Origin of the sequence: Prosthecobacter sp. SYSU 5D2, from assembly GCF_039655865.1 — a bacterium.
Lineage (GTDB): Bacteria > Verrucomicrobiota > Verrucomicrobiia > Verrucomicrobiales > Verrucomicrobiaceae > Prosthecobacter.
Genome location: NZ_JBBYXL010000004.1, coordinates 401,397 through 425,652, shown reverse-complemented (window position 1 = coordinate 425,652; position 24,256 = coordinate 401,397). Strand labels below are relative to the sequence as shown.

The 24,256-nt window shown below is 60.3% G+C and carries 15 protein-coding genes; 8 read left to right on the top strand and 7 right to left on the bottom strand.

What is annotated here, in order from left to right:
• Positions 1 to 147: 147 nt before the first annotated feature.
• From metK to WJU23_RS09195, 3 genes are all read right to left on the bottom strand, one after another.
• Positions 148 to 1,368 carry a methionine adenosyltransferase gene (gene metK / locus WJU23_RS09205; protein WP_346332260.1) on the bottom strand — a complete coding sequence of 407 codons (1,221 nt, stop codon included), beginning with the start codon at positions 1,366 to 1,368 and terminating at the stop codon, positions 148 to 150.
• A gap of 156 nt (positions 1,369 to 1,524) precedes the next feature.
• Positions 1,525 to 2,622, bottom strand: a complete 1,098-nt coding sequence (locus WJU23_RS09200; RefSeq protein WP_346332259.1) for a PDZ domain-containing protein — start codon at positions 2,620 to 2,622, stop codon at positions 1,525 to 1,527.
• Between the two features lie 11 nt (positions 2,623 to 2,633).
• On the bottom strand, positions 2,634 to 3,593 hold the full coding sequence (locus WJU23_RS09195) for a trypsin-like peptidase domain-containing protein (protein WP_346332258.1): 960 nt from the start codon (positions 3,591 to 3,593) through the stop codon (positions 2,634 to 2,636).
• Positions 3,594 to 3,867: 274 nt separating this feature from the next.
• On the opposite strand from WJU23_RS09195, the gene WJU23_RS09190 reads away from it, so the two are divergent.
• Complete coding sequence (locus WJU23_RS09190; RefSeq protein ID WP_346332257.1) at positions 3,868 to 5,931, top strand: PBP1A family penicillin-binding protein; 2,064 nt, start codon at positions 3,868 to 3,870, stop codon at positions 5,929 to 5,931.
• A 19-nt stretch (positions 5,932 to 5,950) separates the two neighbouring features.
• On the opposite strand, the gene WJU23_RS09185 is transcribed toward WJU23_RS09190, so the two are convergent.
• Together WJU23_RS09185 and WJU23_RS09180 are read right to left on the bottom strand one after the other, a co-directional pair.
• The gene (locus tag WJU23_RS09185) at positions 5,951 to 7,252 is read right to left on the bottom strand and encodes a nucleotide sugar dehydrogenase (protein WP_346332256.1); all 1,302 of its coding nucleotides are present in this window, start codon (positions 7,250 to 7,252) and stop codon (positions 5,951 to 5,953) included.
• Between the two features lie 79 nt (positions 7,253 to 7,331).
• Positions 7,332 to 9,203 carry a SulP family inorganic anion transporter gene (locus tag WJU23_RS09180; protein ID WP_346332255.1) on the bottom strand — a complete coding sequence of 624 codons (1,872 nt, stop codon included), beginning with the start codon at positions 9,201 to 9,203 and terminating at the stop codon, positions 7,332 to 7,334.
• A gap of 128 nt (positions 9,204 to 9,331) precedes the next feature.
• Between WJU23_RS09180 and holA the strand changes: the two genes are divergently transcribed.
• Positions 9,332 to 10,468 (top strand): DNA polymerase III subunit delta, encoded by a 1,137-nt coding sequence (gene holA, locus WJU23_RS09175; protein WP_346332254.1) that lies wholly within the window; start codon positions 9,332 to 9,334, stop codon positions 10,466 to 10,468.
• 115 nt (positions 10,469 to 10,583) lie between these two features.
• Here the strand turns inward: holA and WJU23_RS09170 are convergent, their stop codons facing one another.
• The gene (locus tag WJU23_RS09170) at positions 10,584 to 11,621 is read right to left on the bottom strand and encodes a Gfo/Idh/MocA family oxidoreductase (RefSeq protein ID WP_346332253.1); all 1,038 of its coding nucleotides are present in this window, start codon (positions 11,619 to 11,621) and stop codon (positions 10,584 to 10,586) included.
• Between the two features lie 248 nt (positions 11,622 to 11,869).
• Between WJU23_RS09170 and WJU23_RS09165 the strand changes: the two genes are divergently transcribed.
• From WJU23_RS09165 to WJU23_RS09145, 5 genes are all read left to right on the top strand, one after another.
• Positions 11,870 to 14,758, top strand: coding sequence for a PVC-type heme-binding CxxCH protein (locus WJU23_RS09165; RefSeq protein WP_346332252.1), 2,889 nt, complete (start codon positions 11,870 to 11,872; stop codon positions 14,756 to 14,758).
• A gap of 121 nt (positions 14,759 to 14,879) precedes the next feature.
• On the top strand, positions 14,880 to 15,410 hold the full coding sequence (locus WJU23_RS09160) for a hypothetical protein (protein WP_346332251.1): 531 nt from the start codon (positions 14,880 to 14,882) through the stop codon (positions 15,408 to 15,410).
• A gap of 362 nt (positions 15,411 to 15,772) precedes the next feature.
• Positions 15,773 to 16,804, top strand: a complete 1,032-nt coding sequence (gene hflK / locus WJU23_RS09155; RefSeq protein ID WP_346332250.1) for an FtsH protease activity modulator HflK — start codon at positions 15,773 to 15,775, stop codon at positions 16,802 to 16,804.
• A complete protein-coding gene (hflC, locus tag WJU23_RS09150) occupies positions 16,801 to 17,937 on the top strand; it encodes a protease modulator HflC (RefSeq protein WP_346332249.1) in 1,137 nt (378 codons plus the stop codon). The genes hflK and hflC overlap by 4 nt, the downstream gene beginning before the upstream one ends.
• 10 nt (positions 17,938 to 17,947) lie before the next feature.
• Positions 17,948 to 20,767, top strand: coding sequence for a PD-(D/E)XK nuclease family protein (locus tag WJU23_RS09145; RefSeq protein WP_346332248.1), 2,820 nt, complete (start codon positions 17,948 to 17,950; stop codon positions 20,765 to 20,767).
• A gap of 242 nt (positions 20,768 to 21,009) precedes the next feature.
• Here the strand turns inward: WJU23_RS09145 and WJU23_RS09140 are convergent, their stop codons facing one another.
• Positions 21,010 to 21,663, bottom strand: a complete 654-nt coding sequence (locus tag WJU23_RS09140) for an MBL fold metallo-hydrolase (protein WP_346332247.1) — start codon at positions 21,661 to 21,663, stop codon at positions 21,010 to 21,012.
• A gap of 70 nt (positions 21,664 to 21,733) precedes the next feature.
• Here WJU23_RS09140 and WJU23_RS09135 point away from each other — a divergent pair, with 70 nt between their 5' ends.
• Positions 21,734 to 24,076 carry a carboxy terminal-processing peptidase gene (locus WJU23_RS09135; protein ID WP_346332246.1) on the top strand — a complete coding sequence of 781 codons (2,343 nt, stop codon included), beginning with the start codon at positions 21,734 to 21,736 and terminating at the stop codon, positions 24,074 to 24,076.
• Positions 24,077 to 24,256: the final 180 nt, after the last annotated feature.

The following is a 24,256-nucleotide window of genomic DNA, read 5'->3' as shown; positions in this document are numbered from 1 at the left end:
CGCGCTCGCCAGAGCGTGGCCGTTTGGTCCAAGGGGTACGTCATCCCCCCTCCCGCTTGCGCGGGCAGCTACAAGGCACAAAAAACCGCGCAGGGCGGACCCGGCGCGGTTTCATGTGAAAGGTATTAGCCTAACAGGAAGTGTATCTTACTTCGCCGCCTTCTTCAGCGCCTCGGCCTTGCTGGTGATTTCCCAGGTCAGGTCAGGATCGCCGATCTTGCCGAAGTGACCGTAGTTGGTGGACTTGGAATAGATGGGGCGAAGAAGGTCGAGCTGCTTGACGATGTCCGCAGGCTTGAAGGAGAAGGTCTTCAGGACGGCGTCCAGGATGGCGTCATCGCTGATGGTGCCGGTGCCGAAGCTGTCAATGTGCACGCTGACTGGCAGCGGGTGGCCGATGGCGTAGGCGAACTGGATTTCGCACTTGGAGGCCAGGCCGGCGGCGACGACGTTCTTGGCCACCCAGCGGCCCATGTAGGCGGCGCTGCGGTCCACTTTAGAGGGGTCCTTGCCAGAGAAGGCACCGCCACCGTGACGGCCCATGCCGCCGTAGGTGTCCACGATGATCTTACGGCCGGTCAGACCGCTGTCGCCCTGAGGACCGCCGACGACGAACTTGCCGGTCGGGTTGATGAGATACTCCGTGTCCTTGGTCAGCATGCTTTTTGGAAGCACCTTTTTGATGATCTGCTCGATGCAGAATTTTTCGATCTCAGCGTGCTCCACGCTGGCGGCGTGCTGGGTGGAGATGACGACGTTGACGATGCGGGTCGGCTTGCCGTCCACGTATTCCACGGAGACCTGGCTTTTGGCGTCCGGGCGCAGCCACTTGGCGGTCTTGCCGGCCTTGCGGATCTTGGTCAGCTCACGGCCCAGGCGGTGGGCATACATGATCGGGGCTGGCATCAGCTCTTCCGTTTCATCGCAGGCATAACCAAACATGATGCCCTGGTCACCCGCGCCCTGCTCGGCGTGCTTCTTGCCTTCAGCCGCCTTATCATCCACACCCTGGGCGATGTCCGGGCTCTGGATGGTGAGGTAGTTGTTGATGAAAATCTGGTCGGCGTGGAACACATCGTCCTCGTTGGTATAACCAATGCCGCGCACTGCATCACGGATGACCTTGCCCACGTTGATCACTTCATCAATCGGCTTGGTCGTGCCCTTCTTTTTGTCCTGGAGCTTGGGGATGGTGATTTCACCACCGACGACCACGATGTTGCTCTTGACGAAGGTTTCACAGGCGACGCGGCTCTTCGGGTCCACCGTCAGGCAGGCGTCGAGGATGGCATCGGAGATGGTGTCGCTGACTTTGTCTGGATGGCCTTCGCCGACGGACTCAGAAGAGAAAATATAAGAGCGTGACATGATGCTGTTTGTTTTATATGGACGAATGATGATGCGTTGATGCGTCGCGCTTAGAGTATATCCCTCAGCGATGCCGTCAATGTGGAATTAAGACATGTCACAGCATGCCTGGCTTAGAAGCAGGGAACTGCAAAGTCAGTGATGATGGCGGAAAATTTACCCTCGTGGCTTCCGCGCAGCTTCATTCTTTCCACTTTCAGGACTGGCAGATTTTACCATTTTCGCAGGCACCGCTTTGGGTGGATTGCGGTCCGCTTTGATCCATTTTTGCACCATAGGCCAGAAAAGCTCGCCGGGCAGAGCAAAGGTCGTCACCCGGTCCACCCGGGCGATGTTGATGCCTACGGCACGTCCGTTCAGATCCACCAGCGGTCCGCCCATGTCTGCCGGGCTCAGCGGTACATCGTGCTGCAGCACCTCGGTAAAGTTATCCGTGCGGATGGAGATGCCACCGTTGGCAAAGTCCTCCCCGTCCCAGTTGGCCAGCACTTTCGTCCGGCTGGCCAGGCGCACATGCAACTGGTCTTCCTTGTTCCCCCGCTTGAATTTCACCACGATCTCCTCACCCGGCTGGCGTTTGGAGATGATCTCATTCACCCGGCGAAATTCGCTGACGGTTTCCCCGGCCAGCTCCAGCATGATGTCATTGGTCTTCAGTCCGGCGGACGCGGCAGGGCTGTCCTCCGCCACGCCGATGATGCGCACACCACCCGCCTCTCCGGGCACTTTGTCTTCCATCCGGATGCCGATCGCCGCGCCAAATCCCTTGATCGTCCGCCGCTGAGCACTCACCACGCCGATTTTCAAATCTTTGGCCAGGGACGGGCTCGCCAGCCACTGTCCAAAGGTCAGCTCTTTGGAGGAGTCAAACCGCACCGGAGTCACCCCCTGCACCTGGATGGCCTGCGCCAGCACCAGATCATGCTGGGTATCCCGGCGGATCTCGCGGATGCTGGCCTCCGGGGCAGATGCCCGTTTCAGGGTGCATTCTTCCAGGCGTGGCACCTCGCTGGCCTTGGTGATGAAATATCCCTCTTTGCCCACCCAGGTGGCCGTGGCCACGGCTTTGCCTTTTTTGTCCATCAGGAGCGCCGTGCATTTCTGCACCTGACCCTCCAGGTCTGCCAGAGGAGCCAGGGTCTGGTCGCCATTGGTCAACTCTTTGTCCTCCAACGGGGCACGCCATTCGGCCTGAAGAGGCGCGGTGCCGGCTAGCAAAGCGGCTGCCCATAGATGAATAAAGGGTGTTTTCATGAGCCTCGTTTTCAAAATGTCGGGCGCGTGCCCAGTTTGATTTTCACATCGCGTTCACCATCGGAATGGCGCAGCTTCAACTGCACTTCCTCTCCTGCCGGCCTCACACGCACAGCGTGGGTAAACTGGGGGAGATCCGTCACTGACTCGCCATTGAGCGCCAGGATGATATCCCCCGTTTTGACTCCAGCTTTTTCAGACGGTGATCCGGCGATGACTTCCACCACCTCCAGCGCCCCCTGGGTGTTCATTTCCGTGGCCAGCCCCAGGTAGCCACCGCTGCCGATGCCCCAGGTGCGGATCACCACACTGCTTTTCATGGCGTTCCAGGATCGCAAAAATGGCGCCATGGAGACATGCATGTTCTCATCCCGCCCCTCCCAGATCAGGCTGTGGATGCCGATGACTTCACCTTTGAGATTAAACAGCGGTCCTCCGGAGTCGCCTCCCATCAAAACACAGTCCGTTTGCAGCGAGTTCGCCGTTTGTTTGACGATCCTCCCCACCCGCAGCACCACGCCCCGTTCTTCATCGTAACCCCCCGGATGCCCCAGCGCGAAGCACCACTCTCCGGGCTGCGCTTCGATGACCTTCCGGGATACCTGGATGTGCGGCCACTGGCGGTCCGTGTCGTTCATTTGCATCAGGGCAGCATCGGTCGTCTTGTCCAGCCCCAGGGTCGTGGCACGTACCACCTCCCCGTTTTCCATCACCACGCGCAGCTCCCGTCCGGGTCTTTCGGCCACATGCGCTGCCGTCAGCACCAGGCCCTCTTTGTTCATGATCACTCCGCTGGCCGTGCCGTCCCCCGTCAGGATGGCCACCACGGCCGGCCGCACCTTTGGCAGCAGCGTTTGCACCTTCTCCTGCAGTTCCAGAAAAACCTTCGGCCCTCCCGCCTCTGCGGCAATGCCAGTCTCAGGCAGATGAAACATCAGCCCCAGGAGCCCAAGAAGGAAACCGTATCTCATAACGACTCAATTCTAACGTGCAAGAACGCCAAAACTCTCCTTAATTCATCAGCCAGAATCAAGCCAGTCTTTCATAGCACTCGGAAACGAGGCCGTTCCTGGCTTGTTTTCGTATCTTACGGAATACTTTGGTCATTGGTTGCGTCCATAGCTCTTCATGAAAAGCCAGTCCCCAGCTCCCCATCGTCCGCCGGTCCCTCAGTCGCGCTGGCGCAGGTGGAGCCGTCTTTTTCTGATCTGCTGCATGGCGCTCAGTCTGTTGGTCACCCTCGCCATGGCCTCCACGCTTGCTTATTATTCTCACCTCGCCGGCCAGTATGATCTCAGCAAGCTCGGTGAAATGCCGGAGCGCACCGTCGTCCTGGATGCCACGGGAGAGATACTGGGCCGCATGCACGGGGAAAACCGCATCGTTGTCCCCCTCAGCCAGGTCTCGCCTTTCTTTATTAAGGCGCTGCTAGCCCGCGAAGACGCCCGTTTTTACAATCATTCCGGCATTGATTACAAAGGCGTCATCCGGGCTGCCGTGAGGAATATCAAAGACGGCAAAGTCGTCCAGGGGGCTAGCACGATCACCATGCAGCTGGCCCGCAACAGCTACCCTGACCTCAATGACCGTAGTTTCCATAGGAAACTGGTGGAAATGATGCTGGCGCGCCGCATTGAGCGATACTGGACCAAGGAGCAGATCCTGGAGCATTACGTCAACCGCATTTTTTTTGGCACCAACCTCTACGGTATCCAGCGCGCCAGCCAGGTGTATTTTGGCAAGCACGCCAGCCAGCTCAACCTGAGCGAGGCAGCCGTCATTGCCGGCATCATCCGCAGCCCGGTGCGCTTTTCACCCTTCCGCAATTTCGACAGCTCGCTCAAGGAGCGTGACGACGTGCTCAAGCGCATGCTCCTCACCAAGGTCATCACTCAGGAAGAAGAACTTGCCGCCCGTTATGCGGACATTGCCGTCAGCGCCCAGCCCGCTTTCCAAAGTCAGGGTGGTTATGCCCTGGATGCCGTCCGTCGGGATCTGGACCGCATCCTGGAGGAAAGTGAAACGGAGGATGGCGGCCTCATCGTGTACACCACCCTCAATCAGGAACTGCAAACCCTGGCTGAAAATTCTGTCGAAACCCGGCTCGCCGCTGTCGAAAAACTGCCGGGTTACAAGCACATCACCAAAGCCTTCTTCGACTCCACTTGGAATGGCACCCAGGAGGTTCCCTCAACGCCCTATCTCCAGGGTGCCATGGCCATCCTGGATAATGAAACGGGCGGCTTGCTGGCCCTCGTCGGCGGGCGCGATTACCGTCAGAGCAAATACAACCGCGCCATCCAGGGCCAGCGCCAGATCGGCTCCACCGTCAAGCCCTTCGTCTATGCGACCGCCATCGCCAGCGGCTTTCTTCCCGGCACTTACATTGATGACGCCCCCATCCAGCCCGGCGAGATCGAAGGTGCGGATCCCAAGTGGTCGCCACAAAACAGCGATGGCAAATTCTCCGGCCAGCAGACCCTCATGACCGGCCTCGTCCAGAGCCGCAACACCATGACCATCCGTGTGGGGAACTACGCCGGACTCGACCGCGTCCTCCATCTCATCGGGGACGCCGGTATCGGTGACCATGCCGAGCGCACCCCCCAGGTCTTCATTGGCAACCTCGGCGGCACGCCTCGCGATCTCACCAGCGCCTTCAGCATCTTTCCCAACGACGGCATCCGCCGCCGCCCCTTTCTCATTGATAAGATCACTGATAAAGCGGGTAACATCCTTTACAGCACCAGCCTGCTCGAATCCGATGTCGTCAGCCCCGGCGTCGCCCATCTCATGCGCCGCATCCTTGGCCAGGTCATGGACCGTGGCACCGCCGCCAGCGTCCGCAGTGAGCATAAGTTTAAAGAACCCGCCGGTGGCAAAACTGGCACCACCAATGATTACAAAGATGCCTGGTTCGCCGGTTATACGGACCGCGTCACCTGCGCCGTCTGGGTCGGACTGGATAAACCGCAAACCATTGTAGACCAGGGATACGGTAGCCGCCTGGCCATCCCTATCTGGGCGGATGTTGTCAAAAAAGCCACCGATCTCGGCTACATCCCGGCCGGTCAGCGTGTGGAGCCCCAGCTTGGTACCGTGCAGCTCTGCCACCTCAGCAGCCAGCTGGCCACTCCCGCCTGTCATGCCAGCGGCACTGCCTATGAGGAGCAGCTCCCTTTCGATCTCGTCCCTCAGGGCTATTGTGGTGCCCACCAGGGTGTCATTGCCGGCCCACCGCCCGGTTTTGAGCCCCCCCGTGCGAGAGGCTCTGGTTTCTTCAACCGTATCCGCAGCTGGTTTGATTGACGTTTGCAAATGCCTTCTCTTACCAGCACAGCCCCTCATACTGCCACGGCAGTGTCTTCAGCTCCCGCCAGCCGTTGACATCAATGACCGCCTGCTCCGGCTTCACCCACGTGCCAAGTTCCTCCATGGCCACGCATTTCTGCGAGGCCACGATCAGCTCGCTGTCCTCGATCACCTCCCGCGCACCTGGCTTCAAAAGCGAGGCCAGGTGAGGCATTCGTCTTTGGATTTCCGCCTCATTTGCCCCGATCAGCCGGGACAGATTCAAGCTCGGGTCATAGATCCGCAGTTCGTATCCCCGGCCTAACAAAGTCTCCGCCACAGCCACCATCGGGCTGCCGCGCAGGTCATCCGTATCTGCTTTGAAGGCCAGCCCCAGGAGGCCGATCTTCCGCCGTCCCTTGCCCGTGATCAGCTTGATCAGCAGGTCCAGGTGCGCTTGGTTGGTATCCAATGTATTGTCCAGCAACGGCAGGGAGATTCCTTCCTGGCGGGCCAGGGAGAGCAGTGCACTCACGTCTTTTGGCAGGCAGGATCCCCCATACGGATTCCCAGGCTTCATGTAATATCGGGAAATATTCAGACGCGTGTCCGAGCACACCACATCCATCACCCGTGCCCCGTCCTCCCCCAGGAACTTGCAGACCCGGCCGATCTCATTGGCAAATCCCACCTTCAGCGCATGGAAGTAATTGCAGGAGTATTTGATCATCTCAGCCCCCTCCCATCCCAGCACGGATGGAGACCCGCCCAGCAGTTGCTTCGCCTCGTCGCTCTCCGGTTCTTTTCCGTCATGGGTCCCCACCACCGCAAGGGAAGGCTCACGAAAATCCTTCACCGCCGTGCCTTCACGTAAAAACTCCGGGCAGTAGTAAATGCGCACCTGGCCAGCCGCCCGCAGATCTTCGAAAAAATCCGTCACCATCGCCCGCGTACTGCCTGGCAGCATCGTGCTGCGGAAAAGCAGGATATGCTTCTTGCCGCTTGCCCTCAGCACGGTGGAGATTTGCTCGCTCACCTTTCTCACAAAGTCCAGGTTCAGCCGGCCGGATTCCAGGGAGGGCGTGCCCACGCAGATGATGCTCGCATCGCTCTGCGCCACCGCGTCTGCCGCATTGGTCGTGGCTGACAGACGGCCCTCACGCTTCGCCTTTTGCAGAAGATCATCCAGCTCTGGTTCAATGATGGGTGAGAACCCCCGGTTAAACGCATCCACCTTTGCCTGCTGCACATCGGCACCAATGATACCATGACCCAGTTCCGCCAGGCACCCGGAGGTGACGGCTCCCACATAACCCAGTCCAAAAATGCTGACGTTCATTCGCGCCACATAGCACAGCCCCTCCGCATCCGACAAGCGCTGAGGCGGATACTTGATGGGAAACTTTACGTCCGCTGCATTACTCCTCCGTCTTCTTTTTCCCCGGGTCAAAAAAGATCTTCACCTCCGCTTCCGTCGTGCCCAGGATCTGCTGGGCGCGCTTCAGCGCATTCCTTGTGGCCAGGTTCGGGTTGCTCGGACTGGCCAGGAACAGGTTATCCTTGCCGATCACCTCCACCATGCCGGCATCCCGCAGCACCCGGTAGATGTCCTTCATCACCCCGCTGATGATCAGGTCACGACCGTCAGCACGCAGCGCCTTTACCAAGTCCTCCATCGCCATCACCGAGGTCGCATCCATGTGCCGCGCATTCTTCAGCCTCAGGATGATGATGCGCAGGTTCGGGTCAGAGCAGGCTTGCTGCACCTGCGTGCGGAACAGCTCCGCCGCCCCAAAGAACAGCTCTCCTTCCACATGCACAATGGAGATGCCCGGGTTCTGTCTCACCCCCGTCTGCTCCGCCTCCGCCAGCATCCCTTCCTGGTTAAATTCATACTCCACCAGCGAGGGCTGGCTGGCCTTCCTCAAATACAGCATCAGCGAGATGCCCACCCCGGTAAAGATCGCCACATGCAGCGGCACCATCAGCGTGGCCGCCAGAGTGAAAAGAAACGTAAACGCATCTGATCCCGTCGCCTGCAGGCAGATGCGGATGTGCCGCCGGTTGATGATGGACACCGCCACACAGATGATCAGCACCGCCAGGGAGGCCTTCGGCACATGCGCCACCGCACTCCCCAACGTCAGGGCGCCGACCAGGCACATCACCCCGTTCACCATCGCAGACACTGGCGTCCGCGCTCCGCTGGCGAAGTTTAGCGCACTCCGTGTCAGCGAGCCCGAGCACGGCATGCCGCTCAAATAGGCACAACTCAGGTTCGCCATGCCCAGGCCAAACATATCCTGGTTCGGGTCCACCTTCTGCCCCTTCAGCCCCGCCAGCGTCTTGCCCATGGAAGAGCTTTCCAGCGTCGCCAGGAAGGCTAGCGCAATCGCCAGGCCAAACAGGCTGCTGAAGTCCGAAAGGAACCTCGGCGAGGCAAAGTCAGGGAAGGGGGGCAGCAGGTCCAGCCAGGTAAACTGCGCATCCTGAAAGGTCGGCACATCCAGCTTCATCATCTGCATGCCCAGACCCGTCAGGGACGCCGCCACCAGCGCCATCGCCAGGCTCGGCCACGTTGGCCGCAGCCTCCGCACACCCCAGTATAAAGCGGCGGTGATGGCTGCCACCAGCACGCTTTCCCAGTGCGCCTGCGTCAGGCGGCTCACCAGTTGCCACACAATCCCCGGGAACGTCCTCGGCTGGATCATCTGCCCGTCCTCCATTTCAATCCGTGTATCTATTCCCAGCACATTCCCCGCCTGGTTTGCCATGATCAGCAGTGCCGCCCCGGTCACATACGCCACCATCACCGCCCGGCTGATGTATTGCGCCAGCTCCGCCACCTTCACAAACGAGCCGATCAGCAGCAGCGTCCCCACCATGAAAACCAGCAGAGGCATCAGCCCGATCCGGTCCAGATGAGAGTCCACCGCAAAATAGGAAAAGATCATGAAGGCCGTCGCATTCGTCGGCCCCAGAACCGTGTAGCGCGAGCTCACAAACAGCGCCCCCACGATCCCCGCCACCGCCGAGCAGGTCGTGCCAAATTGCAGCGGCAGACCCGCGATCGCCGCGTAGGCCATCCCCTGCGGAATGTCCAGCAGCGCTACCGAGGTCCCCGCCTTCAGATCCGCTTTGAATTTTTTCGGTCCATAGCCAGTCAGCCAGCGCCGCACCGGCAGCGGGTCCAGCCCCGTGTCCGCCAGATTGTCGCTCAGCCAGGTGCGGCCCTGCTTCGTCAGATTGCGTGCAATCTGCCACCAGGAGGGCTTGGACGGGCCGGACATACGTTACTTTAGGGCGGGGAGACGAAAGATGGAAGTGCTTGCTTGAACCTTATTCGTTATTGATGACTTGTTCAGCTTGGTTTCCAGTCAGATCATCACTTTTTCTCACGCCGTCCGCGCCCTTCCACATGCCTCCGCCTAAAAAGTCCGCCTCCAGCAGCAGCCAGGTCCACGTCATCCTGGGCACGGATGATGCGCGGGTGAAGGAAATGGCCATGAAGACCGTCCAACGGCTCACCCCACCTGGTGCGGATGAATTCGCCAATGAGATCATCGAGGGCAATGCGGACAATGCAGAGCATGCCGGCCAGATCTGCTCCAATGTCATCCTTGCTCTCCAGACCATGCCTTTCTTCGGTGGGGCCAAAATCGTCTGGCTCAAAGGCGCCAATTTCCTCGGTGATACCCAGACCGGCAAATCGCAGGCCGCCGTCCAGGGTTTTGAAAACATCCTGGATGTCGTCGAGGCCGGCCTCGGTCCAGACGTCCAGTTCGTGCTGAGCGCCAACAGCATTGACAAGCGTCGCACCGCCTACAAACGCCTCGGCAAGCTCGCCGCCATCGAGGTCTTCGACAGGCCCGATACCAGCAAGGCCGGCTGGGAAGGCGCCGTCATGGCCCAGGCCGGCCAGAAGGCCCGCGAACTCGGCCTTACCTTTGAAAGCGGCGCCCTTGACCTCCTCGTCCAGATGGCCGGGGACGACACCAGGCAGCTTGAGAATGAGATCGAAAAAATAGACCTCTATCTTGGCGAGCGCCGCCGCTGCGGCATCGCCACCGTCCGTGGCCTCGTCTCCCTCAGCCGCTCAGGCGTCATTTGGGAAATCGGCAATGCCATCGGTGCCCGCGACCTTCAGCGCGCGCTGGAGCTTCTCGGCGTCCTGCTTTATCAGGGCCAGAACGCCATCGGCATTCTCCTCGGAGCCATCGTCCCCCGTGTCCGCAGCCTCCTCATCGTCAAGGAGCTCGCCACCAAATACAAGGTCAACCGCAGCAACTACAGCGGTTTTACCGCCAGCCTCGACAACCTCCCCCGCGAGGCCACCTCCCATCTCCCGCGCAAAAAAGACGGCAGCGGCTTCAATGCCTACCCCCTCTTCCTCGCCCTCAACGAAGCCGGCCGCTTCACTCTCGAGGAACTCCACGCCGCCCTCGTCGCTTGTCTTGACGCCAACGCCAAGCTCGTCACCACCCAGCTTGATAACAAAGTCGTTCTTGAACGCCTCCTCGTTGGCCTCCTGACCCCACGCGTTGCCCGCCGCTGAAAACCGGAGCGCGGACGCCCTCGTCCGCATTTGAAAGAGCACCTGCTCAGCTAACAAAAAGGGGCCAAAGGATTTCTCCCTTGGCCCCCTTCCAAAATCAACCGCACACCCGGCCTCAGCCCAGGTCCGCAATCGTCACGGGCTTGCCGCCCTGCTCTGCGCTTTTGTCGGAGGCAAACACCACCTCAAAGGTCCGCAGCGCCTCCGTAAAGCTCGTCATCGGCATGTCCTTGCCCTCGTCCAGGGAGTCAAAGAAAAGCTGGAACTGCGTCTGATACGGATGGTCGTTCACATCGCCGGAATCCAGCATATGCATGGAAAGGTTGCCCCACGCCTTCTTGTCGCTCTTCAGCTTGTTGGAGTGGATCTTGTTGTCCAGAAGGCTCCCCTCGCTGCCCACCAGGTGCGTGTGGAAGTAATATGGCTGCAGGCAGTCCACCACCGCCGCCGTCTTGCCCACCGCACCGTTTTTGAACTTCACCAGCGTCACACTCGTCGTGTCATACTCATAGGGTTCAAAGATCTTGCTCTTCGACTTCGTGCTGAAGCTCGTCACGCTGTCCACCTCGCCTGGCATCACCATCAGCAGTGCATCCAGCGCATGGCAGCCCGCCGTCAGCAGCGCACTTCCGCCATCTTTCTTGCCAATGTTCCAGCGGAACTGGCCATACCACGGGCCGATGCCGTGATAGTAGTCCACTTCACCGTAGTGGATCTCCCCCAGCAGGCCTTCATCAATGATCGCCTTGGTGGACTGGAACTGGCCGGAGAAGCGGCACTCAAAGCATACGCAGCCTTTTACCCCGTTCGCATTTGCCGCCGCCACAATGTCACGCACCTCCTGCAGGGAGTTCGCCATCGGCTTTTCCAGAATGATGTGCTTCCCCGCATTCGCCGCCGCCACCGCCTGGTTCCGGTGCTGGCTCGGATAGCTGGTGATGTCCACAATGTGGATGTCCGGGCTGGCCAGCATCGCATCCAGATCCTGATAAGCGGTGATCGTACCGCCATGCTTGGCGCTCAGCTCCGCGCTGTCCAGCGGGCGTGAGGAATAGATGGCTGTGACCTGGGCCTGCTTGCTGGCGTTGATCGCGTCAATATGCGCAGTCGCTGCCCAACCGTAACCAATGATGCCGACGTTGTATTTTTTCATGAGAAGAGAGTCATTGCTCCCAAACCTGGAGAGCCTTGTCAAATCAATACCCTTCCCATCGCCCCCGCCTTTCACCCTCATTCACTCCCCCGTGCCCCAATCACATACTTCTGTGAGCCAGGAGCACGGACCTCACCTTCAAAATGCCTCCGCTTTCGGCACACAGCCACGTGATGCCAATATCGGTACAGATGTGATTTCCTCGCTCCGCTTTGACAAAAAGCCGCGTTTTCGTTCGTCATGACCCCATGCTGACCAAAGAACTGTTGTTTGCCCTGCCATGCCTGTGTGTCGCCGCCCTGGGGCCCGTGTCGTTGTCGGCAGCGGATCTGCCGCCTGACAAAGGCGACGAAATTCCTGCCAGCGCCAGGCGGGAAGTGATCGTCACACTTTCCGGTCCTGCGGCACCGGCTCCGGCACATGCGCTGCCGAAAGGGTACACCCTCACCACGGCGGCGGCGGCACCGCTGGTGCGGCATCCTATCATGGGCTGTGTGGATGACCGGGGACGGCTTTTTGTCGGCGATGCGGTGGGAGTGAACTGGAACAAAGCGCAACTGGAGAAAAATCCGCCGAACCGGGTTTTGATGCTGGAGGATACGGACGCGGACGGCACCTATGACCGCAGCACGGTCTTTGCGGACGGGATGACCTTTCCCCAGGGCGCAGCCTGGCTGGACGGCAGCCTTTACGTCGGCAGCCCGCCGGGGATCTGGAAGCTGACGGACACGGATGGCGATGGCGTGGCGGATGATAGGAAGATGATCGTCAGCGGCTTTGACTACACGGGCAATGCGGCGGATGTGCACGGGCCGAAGGTGCATCCCAACGGCAGGCTCTACTGGTGCCATGGGCGCAAGGGCCTGGCGGTCATTGGCAAGGAGGGAAAGATCGTGCACGAGGGCAAGTCCAGCGGCATCTGGACGAGTAAACCCGATGGCAGCGACGTGCAGTGGCACTCACTCGGCTGCGCGGATAATCCTACTGGCCTGGCCTTTACCCCACAGGGCGATATCATCGGCACCTGCAATCTGTACTACAGCCAGCCGCGCGGGGACACGCTGATGCACTGGCTCTATGGCGGCGTGTATGAGCGGGCGGACCAGATGCAGGCCATCGCCGGCCTGCCACGCACGCTGGATAAAATGCCGATCATTCATAACTTCGGCCATGTGGCCGTGAGCGGCTGCGAGCTGGGCCGCGATGGCGCGCTATACGTCACCCATTTTAACACCCAGCGGCTGGTGCGAATGGACCTCACTCCGGACGGGGCCACGTTTAAAACAACGGAGAATGAGTTTCTGAAAATCAATGATCCCGATGTGCATCTCACGGATGTCATCGTGGACCGGGACGGGTCACTGCTGGTGCTGAATACCGGCGGCTGGTTTCGCATCGGCTGCCCTTCCTCCCTGATGGCCAAGCCGGACATGCTAGGCAGTGTTTACCGCATTCGCGGGCCAAAACCCGCGCCGGCTGTTGCCGCTTCTGCTGTGCCAGATTGGAAACCGGACTGGAAGCTGACCACGAAAGAGGACATCGCCCAGCAGTTGCAGAGCAAAAATCCCTGCGCTGTGCTCCACGCACTAACAGCCCTGGCTAGGCGGAAAGAGCATGAGCCGGATCTGTCGCCTGTGCTGATGCAGTTGCTGGCAAGGCCGCTGGAGCCAGTGCTGGAACATGCCGTGTTGAACGCAACGAGGGAAAGCCAGTGGATCAGCCTGGATGAGGTGCGGGCGACCACGGACCCGGTGTTGCTGCGCCGGCTGATGCTCATCGTGCAGCAGCAGCCGGAGGACGCGGCGAAAGCGAACCTCAATATGGGCATCGCAGCAGAAAATCTGGACGCGGCGGATGCGGACCTGGCGCGCACGGCCCTGGGCATTGTCATCCAGCACCCGGACGCGGATGAATGGGTGGCTCCTGGATTGCAAAACTGGTTAGGCGAATCCGAGGCCACGCCGCAACGACTGCGGGCACTGGAGCAATTTTGCGAAGCACTGGTCGACCAGCCGGAAACACAGAAACTGATCACCGCCATGCTGGGCAGTAAATCTCTGCCGGTGCGGGATGCTGCCTTGCGGGTGCTTGCCAGCCGGGCCATCGCCGAGGTCAGTCCGGACTGGCTGCCGCACCTGGATCCAGGGGATGGAAAAAATCTGAGCGAAAGTGGCAGGCTGCCCCTGCTGCTGGCCGCGCTAAAGCGGCTAAAGGCGCATCCCTTTGACGCTTCTCTCCAGGCCCTGGCGGATGATGAAAAGCAGCCGCTGTCCCTCCGGCTGAAGGCCCTGGATTCCATGAAGAGCCGCAAGATGACGGATGTCACCTTTGACCTTCTGCGTACCGTCCTCACCGCAGCGGATTCATCCTCCGCCGCCCGCATTCAGGCGGCCTCCATGCTCGCCGCCGCCCCGCTGCAGCCCGCACAGATCCAGGCCCTGGCCCCCGCCCTCGCCAGCGTCGGCCCGGTGGAGATGAAGGAGCTGCTGCCGCTCATCCGCCGCACGCGGGAGGTGGAGCAGGGCCGCGCGCTGGCCACGGAGATGGCGAAAAATCCCGCCCTCATCAGCCAGCAGGAGAGCCTTTACCGCACCGCTTTCAGCAACCTGCCACCGGAGATTTTTGAGACCCTCATCCTACCTGCCCGCCAACGTGCAGAAGAGGGCCTGGATGCCAAAAAACGCCAACTCGGCCTCCTGGCTGAAAAGGCCGCCACACAGGGAAAAGTCGAGGCCGGGGCCAGCCACTTCCGCGCCGGCAAAGGCACCTGCATGGCCTGCCACAAGATTGCCGACTTTGGCCGTGCGCTCGGCCCCGACCTTTCCAAAATCGGTGCCATCCGCACCGAGCGGGATTTGCTGGAAAGCATCCTCTTCCCCAGCAATACCCTGGCCCGTGATTATGAGGCCCACGTGCTGGAGATGGCCGATGGCCAGTCCGTTACGGGCGTCATCCGCAGCCACACCGCCGAGGGGCTCCTGGTCATGGATCTCGCCGGCCAAGAAACCAGTCTGCCCCATGACCGCATCATCTCCAACACCGTCCTCACCACCAGCCTGATGCCCATGGGCCTGGACGCCACAATGACGGAGCAAGAGCTGCTGGATCTGGTGGCATATTTGCGGAGTTTGAAGTGAGGAGGGGGTAGTTTTTTTATTTAAAAGCATGTTTCCAGGGCTTTTGAATTTCCCTGGGTTGCATCCTTGACGCTCGGGATAAAAAACGGATACGCTGCCTATGGCCTGCTCAGATCCTCCTATGAAAATCATCGCTGTAACTGTTGCCCTGTGTTTGGGATACTCCGTTATCTCGTTGACCCCCGTGTTGGTCAGAGCGTTGGAAAAGAAAGAGGCCCCCTCAGACAGTTTTTTCACCGTGTCACACTCGGAGGTGATCGGCATCGAAAACATCCATTTGAAATGGGACCTTCTCAAAACCGACGCCTTGCCCTCCATGTCGCAAATTCAATTACGCGTCAGCATCACCAGCCAGAGCAAGAGGCCTCTACTGCTTAACAGAATTATCCGTATTGGCTTTCACCAAGGGTTTGAGCTTTTCAAGCTTCCTGTTTATGACAGCAAAACTTCGAATAGAAAAGTCATCCTTGAACCGGGCAAGACGATTGAGCTGAAGGCCGTCGGTTCCGTGATGACAGGCCTGGTCAAGCCTGAAGCCCTGGTCTCCGGCCTGAGAACTTTGATCTCCTACACCCCCATGGGCGACGCCCGGGGGGAAGGCAGTGAAATGGTCGGCAAGGAGACGTTCGATTATAGCCCAGATTTTCCATGAGCGAGCCCTGGCCGGAGACCGGCTTGAGTCGCGAAGCGTCACGGAGTGCGGCAGGAAGCGCAGAGCCCGATGCCGCTTTTCTTTGAAGACGTCCCCATGGCCTAACATTGGGTGTGACCAAACGGCCTCCGCCCGCCGCCTTAGGCCGTATATGTCCGGCGAGCGATCTCCCTCCGGACCACAAACTCTGCTTCCGCAGTATCTATCCGTTTTACACCCCGGCAAAGCCGAAGAATGATAAAAGCAGAAAAGGAGGAGGGGCAGTGAATGTTAACTCACGCCTGGTCGTCCATTCCACTCTGCGGCGCATTGTATAATGCTTGATCGCTTGCCCTGGCCCCCCCTCTCGCTAAGGTAGTTGGATGGCTGCTTCACGACCTCCAAGTCTCCCATTCCCCAATGCGGACAATCTCAAGATCAATCCCGGGCGCATTCTGCTGGGCGTTCTCGCCCTGCTCATCGGCATCGGGGTGCTTTCCAGCTTTTACCAGATCCCGGCAAACTCGGTGGGGGTGGTGCAGCGGTTTGGCAAGTATCTGGATACGACCCAGCCGGGGCTGAATTTCAAGCTGCCCTTTGGCATTGACCAGGTCACGCAGGTGGAGATCCGCCGGCAGTTGAAGCTTGAGTTTGGCTACGGCACGCGCGGGGCCAGCAATGAGTTCCAGTTCAATAAGGATTTCTCCGAAATGGAGAAGGAAAAAAACATGGTCACGGGGGATCTGAACGCCGCCGTGGTGGAGTGGGTGGTGCAATTCAAAATTGATGAGGCGCGGAACTTTGTCTTCAACTTCATCGAGCCTCAGTCCACTCTGCGTGACCTTTCGGAGGCCGTGATGCGCGAGGTCGTCGGTGACCGCTCCATTGATGAAGTGCTCACCGTCGGCCGTCAGGAGATCGAGGTCAAGGCGCTGGAGCGTCTGCAGACCATCGTCAGCTCGCTGGCCATGGGCATCCAGATAGACCAGATCCAGCTCGGCAATGTGAACCCGCCGGCGGAGGTGAAGGACAGCTTTGATGAAGTGAACCGTGCCCAGCAGCAGAAGGAATCCTCCATCAACCAGGCCAATGGCGAATACAACCGCGTCATCCCGGAGGCCCGCGGCAAAGCCGAGCAGAGCATCAGCCAGGCTGAGGGCTACGCTACCCAGCGCGTGAATCAGGCAGAGGGCGATGCCACCCGCTTCACGGCCCTGCTCGCGGAATATCAAAAAGCCCCCGAAGTGACCAAAAAACGCATTTATTTGGAGACCCTGGGCGAGGTCCTGCCCAGCATCCCCGGCAAGGTCATCATTGATGACCGTGTGCCCCAGTTCCTGCCGCTGATGAACCTTCAGCAGAAGCTGCCTGCCGCCGCCGCCCCAACCCCCGTTCCTTCCCGCTCCATCCGATGAAACCTTTTCTTTCCCTTTTGATCCTTATTGGCGGCTTTGCCCTATACATCCTGGCCTCCGCCAGCCTTTACACCGTCAGCGAGACGGAGCAGGTCATCATCACCCAGTTTGGCAAGCCCATCGGCGAGGCCGTCAGCGATGCCGGTCTGCATGTGAAAGTGCCATTTATCCAAAAGGTGAACCGCTTTGAAAAACGCATCCTCAAATGGGACGGCCCGGATGCCAACATGCCAACCCGTGACAAGGTGTACATCGTGGTGAACAGCTTCGCCCGCTGGCGCATCACCAATCCGCGCATGTATTATGAAAGCGTGCGGGATGAGCACACCGCCAGCTCCCGCCTCACGGACATCCTGGGCAGCGAAACGCGCAACGTCATCGCCAAGCACGACTTCATCGAGGCGGTGCGCACGACAAAGGACCGCAAGGTGGTGAGGGATGCCAACATGGGCGCTTCCATCGCCGATGCCCGCATCGGCATCCTGCCGGCCATCACCAAAGGCCGGGCTGAGCTGGAGAAGGAAGTTTTTGCCAATGCGGCCCCGAAGGTGGCGGTTTTTGGCATTGAACTGATGGACGTTCGCTTCAAGCGCATCAATTACAACACCTCCGTCAGCCAGACCATCTACCAGCGCATGGTCAGCGAGCGCACCCAGATCGCCGAGCGCTTCAAGTCCGAAGGGGCAGGGGAAGCGGCCAAGATTCTGGGCCAGCGTGAACGTGACCTGAAGCTCATCGAATCCGAGGCGTACCGCAAGGTGCAGGAGATCGAGGGTGAGGCCGATGCCAAGGCCACCGAGATCTATGCCAAGGCCTACGATGGCACCCAGGAGGCGCGGGAGCTCTTCGAATTCACCAAGACCATGGAAGCCTATAAAAAAGTGCTCACTCGCGATACCAATCTGGTCCTCAGCACAGATAGCGATTTTCTCCGCTACCTGAAATCCTCAGAAAAAGTGGTGCCTGCTCCCACCCCTGCTGCAGGGGCAGCGGCTGGCACAACGCCACCGCGTGCTTCCTCTCGCTCCGCCCCCAAGGTGGCCCCCAATGCGGCCCCGGCCGGTGATGCAGCGGCGGAGGATCCCCTCCAGCGGCTGCCCACGCTGCTGGACCTGGCGCAACCCACGGAATAACTTTTCCATCATGGCCAGCCTGAATCGCCACTTCTGGGGCTGGGACGCACCTGTGCTGGACAACGCGGTGGGCTTTCTCATGCGCGGGCACTCTGGTCACGTGGCGCTGGATTTGGCTGAAACGTTGATCATTGTGCCGACCTCTGAGGCAGGCCGGCGGCTGAAGGAGGCGCTGGCGCGGGCGAATCCCGCAGGAGCCCTGGTGCCCTGGGTGTGGACGGCGGAGCAGGCGCTGCTGCCGGTGGCCCAGCGCAAAAGTGCGGCCACGCGGCTGCAATCCCAGATGGCCTGGCAGGGGGCGCTGCAAAAGGTGGCGGTTGAAAAACTGGGCGCGCTTTTTCCAGTGCCACCGGAGGAGCGCGGCTGGACCTGGCAGATCGAGCTGGCGCGGGTGCTGGCGGATCTAAACTCTTTGTTAGGTGCTGGCGGCCTCACCTTTGCTGATGTCGCCTCCCAGGCAGTGCATGATGCGGGCCGCTGGCATGACCTGGCCCTCATTGAGGAGGCTTATCTGTGCGAGCTGTCCCTGGCCGGTCTTGAAGATGCCCAGGCAATGAAGCTACGCACGGCTCTGAACCCCGAACTGCCGGAGGGCGTGCGGCACGTCCGGGTGCTGGCCGCACCGGACCTGCTGCCGCTGTTTCAGCGCTGGCTGCAAGGCTGCGCGGCGGAGGTGACTGTGGCCGTGCAGGCCCCACTTGAACTGGCACACACTTTTGATGACATCGGCCGGCCTTATCCAGGGTACTGGGGGGAGGATGCGGACGTGCAGGTTCCACTGGCGGAAGATCGCCTCCACCTGCATCCGGATGCCTTCGGGCAGGCGGAACATGCCATCAACCTTTTGCGGGACCTGGCACCCGCCGCGCGGGTGGCCGTGGGCGTTGGGGATCCGGAAGTGGGCGCGGTGTTGCAGGAAAAGCTGGCGCTGGAAGGAGTGAAGGTTTTTGAGCCCGGCGGCGTGGCCCCCACGGAGGTGGGCCTATGGCACGTCCTGGTGCAAATTCGCAGCCTGCTGGCCGGCGGGTCCTGGAAGGCCTTCGCGATCCTCCTGCGCGTGCCGGAGGTGCGTGCGGCCTGGCTGGGGCGGCGGAAGGACGGCCTGAAGCTGCTCAAGGAGGCAGACGACTTCGCCATGCTGCACCTGCCGGTGACGCTGCGCCATGCGCTGGAGCTATGCACCGGGGCAGGGGATGGGGCGTTGCTCCCTCCCGTGCTCCAGGCGGCCCAGACAATGATCGGCGATCTGCAAAAACTGCCCCTTGCGCAGGCTGCGCGGGCTTTGCTGATCCGCCTGTATGGCGAGCGTGAATTCTCCCCGGACGCGCCTCAGGACCAGCTCACCACCTCTTTGGCGGACTCTTGGTTAGGCTGCTGCCGGGAGATTGAGGAGGAGGCCGCCCGCTTTGGCCTGAACCCGAGACCCGAGGAGGCCTTTGCCCTGTCGCTGGAGGCTCTCGGGCGCACCGCTCTGTCGGAGCCGCGCGGGGAGGTTGACCTCGTGCTGCAAGGTTGGCTGGAACTGCTCTGGGAGCCCGCGCCGAACCTCGTCGTGGCCGGCCTGAATGAGGAGCATGTGCCCGGCATCCTCATCTCGCACCCCTTTCTGCCGGACACCGTCAGGCATCAGCTCGGCCTGCCCAGCCAGGCCACCCGCTATGCCCGTGATGCCTACACCCTGGCCGCCTTGGCCGCGCAAAGGGCCCCCCAGGGAGCCTTGCATGTGCTGTGTGGTCAGTGGAGCGAGCGCGGCGATGCCCTGCGGCCCTCGCGCCTGCTTTTCCTGTGTGAGGATGCCGCCCTGCCGCAGCGGGTGAAACACCTATTCCCCAAAGATGAATCCGCCATCCACCGGGCGCAGGAGCCTGTGCGCACCCTGGCCTGGCAGCTCACACCGCGCATTCAACTGCCGAAAGTGGAGCGTATCTCCCCCTCCCGCATCCGTTCCTACCTGGAGTGCCCGTTCCGCGATTACCTCAGCCAGGAACTGCGCATGGAGGCCACCGATGCCGGCAAGCGAGAGCTGGCCCCGAATGAATTTGGTACCCTGGCCCATCATGCCTTGCAAAGACTGGCAGAGCACCCGCAGCTCAAACTCAGCACAAAGGCGAAGGAGATCGAGGATTACCTCATCGCCACCGCCCTGGAGCAAGCGCATCTTCTCTACGGCCGGCGGCCCGCGCCGCTCGTCCACCTGCAGCTCGAAAGCCTGAAGCAGCGCCTGAAACATGCCGCTGAAACCGAAGCCGCCGAACGCGAAAACGGCTGGCAGGTTTATGCGGCGGAATGGTCCCCTTCATTGGAGACGCCTCTGCTCATTGACGGTGCCCGCCTCGTCTGCAAAGTGGACCGCATTGACCGCCATGAGCGGACCGGCCAGATCCGCGTGCTGGATTTTAAAACCGCCGACAAGATCACCGACCCTCAGGCCGCGCATGTGCGAAAGCTCAGCGCCCGCAGCCTCATCGCCGCGCAGGATGAATGGAAGTGCTTTGACCTGCGCGACGGCACCCGCTTCCAATGGAAAGATCTGCAGCTCCCCCTCTACGCCGCCGCCTTGCGCCTGCACGGCCTGCGCCCGGACCAGGTGGGCTATTTCACCCTGCCCAAAAGCGTGCAAGACACGAAGGTGCTGACCTGGGAAACCTTCAGCGATGAGTGGACCGACCACGCCCTCGCCTGCGCCGCCGAAGTCGTCCGCAGGCTGAGAGACGGCCTCTTCTGGCCGCCTGCCGCGAAGGCGTACGATCGTGGTTTTGACGGGCTTTTCCTCGGCGATGTACTGAAGGGCGTCCGCTGGGAGGGCGCTCCTGGCTGCGGATCGGAGTGAGCCCATTTGATTGGCGGCATGAATGCAGGCGGCCAAGAAACGACAAGTAACCCGAGCTTGGTGCAGTACGGCGATGCGAGTCCAGTGCGGATAGCAGGGGTAAAGCTCCAGGGTCTTCAGATGAACCGGGAGGCGTGGAGGGTTTGGAAGGCCAGGTCTGTTGATGTGGGATGGGCGTGGGAGAAATCCTGGGCTCTGACGAGAGCGGCGCGCTGATCTCCGGGGGAAATGCCCCATCGCCCTCAGTCCAAATACGGGTTCTCGCGCTTTTCGCGGCCCAGGGTGGTGCTGGGGCCGTGGCCGGGGTGGACGCGGGTGGCATCAGGCAGGGGGCCGAGTTTTTCGCGGATGCCGCTAACGAGTTGCTGGAGGGAGCCGCCGGGGAAGTCACAGCGGCCAATACTGTCCAGGAAGATCACGTCGCCGCTCATGAGCAGGTTTTCCTCCGGCTGCCAAAAACACACGCTGTCTGGGGAATGACCCGGGATGTGAAAGAGCTGCCAGCTTGCCCCGCCCACGGTGATAGAGTCACTGGTTCCCTCGAGGACGTGGTCCACGGCATAGGGCGGCACGGAAAAGGCGCTGCCGGTGACGGCGCCGTAGAGCCGCTCCAGGGTGAGGTCCTGGCTGTAAGGGGACCAGGAGTAAATGGGGCAGCCATGGGCCTGCTTCACCAGAGCGGCGTCCTGCACGTGGTCAAAGTGCTGGTGGGTGAGCAGGAGGGCGTCCACGCGGATGTTTTTCCCCTCCAGCCAGGCGGCCACGCCATCGGGTGCGTCCACCAGCAAAGTGCCGCCTTGAAGGCGCAAAAGGTGGCCATTGGTCTGGGCAATGCCGCCAGTGTAGGTCTCGGGTTCCAACATAACCTGCTGCTGATGTAGGAAAGATGTGGACATTTCAAGCAGCAAACGGCAAATTTAGTGACCATATTTGGCGTTTGTGCGCGTATTTAGAGATCAAACCCCCATGACTCGAAACCCTTTGTCCTTCATGGCCGCCGGTGTGGCGGCCATCTCACTGGCCTTCACACCGGCCCGGTCTGAGACCAATTATGGCCAGGTGGCCATGCACGTGGCCTACATGCTGCAGAGCCAGCATTACTCGCATCAGGATTTTGATGATGCAATCTCGGCCAAGCTGCTGCAAAACTACCTGAACATGCTGGATTTCCGCCATGTCTTCTTCACCCAGGAGGATGTGGACAGCTTCAAAAGCAAGTATGACACCACCCTGGATGACCATGTGCTGATGCGCAACATCAGCCCGGCCATCGAGATCTATGATGTGTATAAGAAGCGCGTCAAAGAGCGCATCGAGTTCACCAAAAAGTCCCTCAAGAACCACAAGTTCACCTTCGACTCCAGCCGCACCATCGAACTGAAGCGGGACAAGGCCCCGTATCCGAAGAACAAGGCGGAGCAGGACAAGCTGTGGCTGGACATCCTTGAGGACAATCTGTTGCAGGAAAAACTGAGCGACGAAGCCAAGGCCGAGGACGCCAAGAAGAAGGCTGAGAAAGCGGCTGAAAAAGCCCAAAAAGAGGTCGAAGGCAAGGATGGTAGCGCTGATGCTGCGAAGCCCTCCGCTGACAAGACCGTGGCCAAAAACGAGACGCCTGCCAAGGACGCCGAAAAACCCACCACGCCTGAGGAGCGCGTGCTGAAGGACTATGAGCGCCTGCTGGAGAGCATCGAGGAAAACGACCAGGAGGACGTGGTGGACTTTTTCTTGTCCAGCCTGTCCGCCGCCTATGATCCGCACACGGAGTACATGAGCGTGAATGAGACGGAGAATTTTAACATCCAGATGAAGCACAAGCTCGTCGGCATTGGAGCCCTCCTAGGACTGGTCGATGACGTGGCCCAGATCCAGGGCATCGTGGTGGGCGGCCCGGCGGACAAACAGGGTGAGCTGAAACTGAATGACAAGGTTACCGGTGTGGCCCAGGGGGATGCGGATTTTGTGGAGACGAAGTACATGAAGCTGCAGAAGATTGTGGACATGATCCGCGGGGATGATGGCAGTATCGTCCGCTTGCGGGTGAACCCTGCGGATGCGCCCTCCACTACCAAGATCATCACCATCATCCGTGGTGCCGTGGAGCTTAAGGAAAAGCTGGCCAATGCCGAGCTGCTCATCACCCCCTCAGAGATGGGTCCGCCGCTGAAGATGGGCTGGATCAACCTGTCCTCCTTTTATGCGGACATGGAAGACGGCACCGTCAGCACCACGGATGACGTGCAGCGCCTGCTTACCCGGCTGATGAAGGAGAAAATCGACGGCCTGGTTCTGGACCTGCGCGGCAATGGTGGCGGCTCTTTGGAAGAAGCCATCCGCCTGACCGGCCTCTTTGTCCCGGCCGGCCCGGTGGTGCAGGCCAAAGACTGGCGCGGCAACATCTCCTGGCGCGAGTGCGAGACGCCGAAGGCCTTTTATGACGGCCCGATGATCGTGCTGACCGACAAGACCAGCGCCTCCGCCTCGGAGATTCTCGCCGCCGCCTTGCAGGACTACCGCCGTGCCCTCATCGTGGGTGACAAGTCCACCTTTGGCAAAGGCACCGTCCAGACCATTCTTCCGGTCGAGCGCTTCATGCCCTTCTTTGCGAACAAAGAGCGTGCCGGGAATCTGAAGGTCACCATCCAGAAATTTTACCGCATCGCCGGCGGGTCCACCCAGCTTAAAGGCGTGGAGCCGGACCTCGTCCTGCCCTCCATCCGCGACGTGCTGGACATCGGCGAAGGCTCTGCCGACAACCCGCTGCCGTATGACACCATTCCTGCCCGCCGCTACAGCCTGGTCAATGAGAAGCCCTACCCGCTGGACGAGCTGCGCAACCGCCTGACCAGCCGCTTGGCAAACAATCCCGAATTCCAGTATGTGCTGGATGAGTCCCAGCGCCTGAAGGAGCGTATTGACCGCAATGTGGCCTCCCTCAGCTTGGCGGAGCGCCAGAAGGAAACAGCCGAAACCAAAGCGCGCAGGGAGAAGCAAGAAGCTGAACGCGCCGAGCGTGTGAAAGCGCTGAATGAAAAGCTCCAGGACGACGGCTTCAAGGTCTATCACCTGACGCTGGACAATGTGGATGCCGCCGAACTTGTTCCTGAGTCTGCATTCACCCGTGAGCAGAGTACTGGCATGAAAATGGCCGCCAAAGAAGACGGCGAAGACGCTGCTTCCGAGCTGGCCAAATTCCCCTATGGTCTTGAGCCAATGAAACTGGAAGCCGTAAATATCATGCGTGACTTTCTTGATCTGACCACCAAGAGGCCAACCACGGCCAAGGCTGAAGACAAGACGGCCAATTGACCCTGCGGAAGCCAAGCCAGAACTGAATCCAAACATAAAGACCGGAACATTAAACGTTCCGGTCTTTTTATTTCACAGGGATATAAATCCCCGTGATGAGCCGGGCTTGGCGCGCCTCGCATGGAGCACGAGCATTCTGCTCGGCTGGCTTTCCTCCGGCCTCGCAGTGCGGGAGAGGTG

Excerpts from the sequence above, each read along its gene's own strand:
- WJU23_RS09160 (WP_346332251.1), top strand. The coding sequence starts at position 14,880 with ATGAAAATCATCGCTGTAACTGTTGCCCTGTGTTTGGGATACTCCGTT.
- WJU23_RS09185 (WP_346332256.1), bottom strand. The coding sequence starts at position 7,252 with ATGAACGTCAGCATTTTTGGACTGGGTTATGTGGGAGCCGTCACCTCC.
- WJU23_RS09190 (WP_346332257.1), top strand. The coding sequence starts at position 3,868 with ATGGCCTCCACGCTTGCTTATTATTCTCACCTCGCCGGCCAGTATGAT.
- WJU23_RS09195 (WP_346332258.1), bottom strand. The coding sequence starts at position 3,593 with ATGAGATACGGTTTCCTTCTTGGGCTCCTGGGGCTGATGTTTCATCTG.
- WJU23_RS09180 (WP_346332255.1), bottom strand. The coding sequence starts at position 9,203 with ATGTCCGGCCCGTCCAAGCCCTCCTGGTGGCAGATTGCACGCAATCTG.
- WJU23_RS09165 (WP_346332252.1), top strand. The coding sequence starts at position 11,870 with ATGCTGACCAAAGAACTGTTGTTTGCCCTGCCATGCCTGTGTGTCGCC.
- hflC (WP_346332249.1), top strand. The coding sequence starts at position 16,801 with ATGAAACCTTTTCTTTCCCTTTTGATCCTTATTGGCGGCTTTGCCCTA.
- holA (WP_346332254.1), top strand. The coding sequence starts at position 9,332 with ATGCCTCCGCCTAAAAAGTCCGCCTCCAGCAGCAGCCAGGTCCACGTC.
- metK (WP_346332260.1), bottom strand. The coding sequence starts at position 1,368 with ATGTCACGCTCTTATATTTTCTCTTCTGAGTCCGTCGGCGAAGGCCAT.
- WJU23_RS09145 (WP_346332248.1), top strand. The coding sequence starts at position 17,948 with ATGGCCAGCCTGAATCGCCACTTCTGGGGCTGGGACGCACCTGTGCTG.
- WJU23_RS09135 (WP_346332246.1), top strand. The coding sequence starts at position 21,734 with ATGACTCGAAACCCTTTGTCCTTCATGGCCGCCGGTGTGGCGGCCATC.
- WJU23_RS09140 (WP_346332247.1), bottom strand. The coding sequence starts at position 21,663 with ATGTCCACATCTTTCCTACATCAGCAGCAGGTTATGTTGGAACCCGAG.
- WJU23_RS09200 (WP_346332259.1), bottom strand. The coding sequence starts at position 2,622 with ATGAAAACACCCTTTATTCATCTATGGGCAGCCGCTTTGCTAGCCGGC.
- hflK (WP_346332250.1), top strand. The coding sequence starts at position 15,773 with ATGGCTGCTTCACGACCTCCAAGTCTCCCATTCCCCAATGCGGACAAT.
- WJU23_RS09170 (WP_346332253.1), bottom strand. The coding sequence starts at position 11,621 with ATGAAAAAATACAACGTCGGCATCATTGGTTACGGTTGGGCAGCGACT.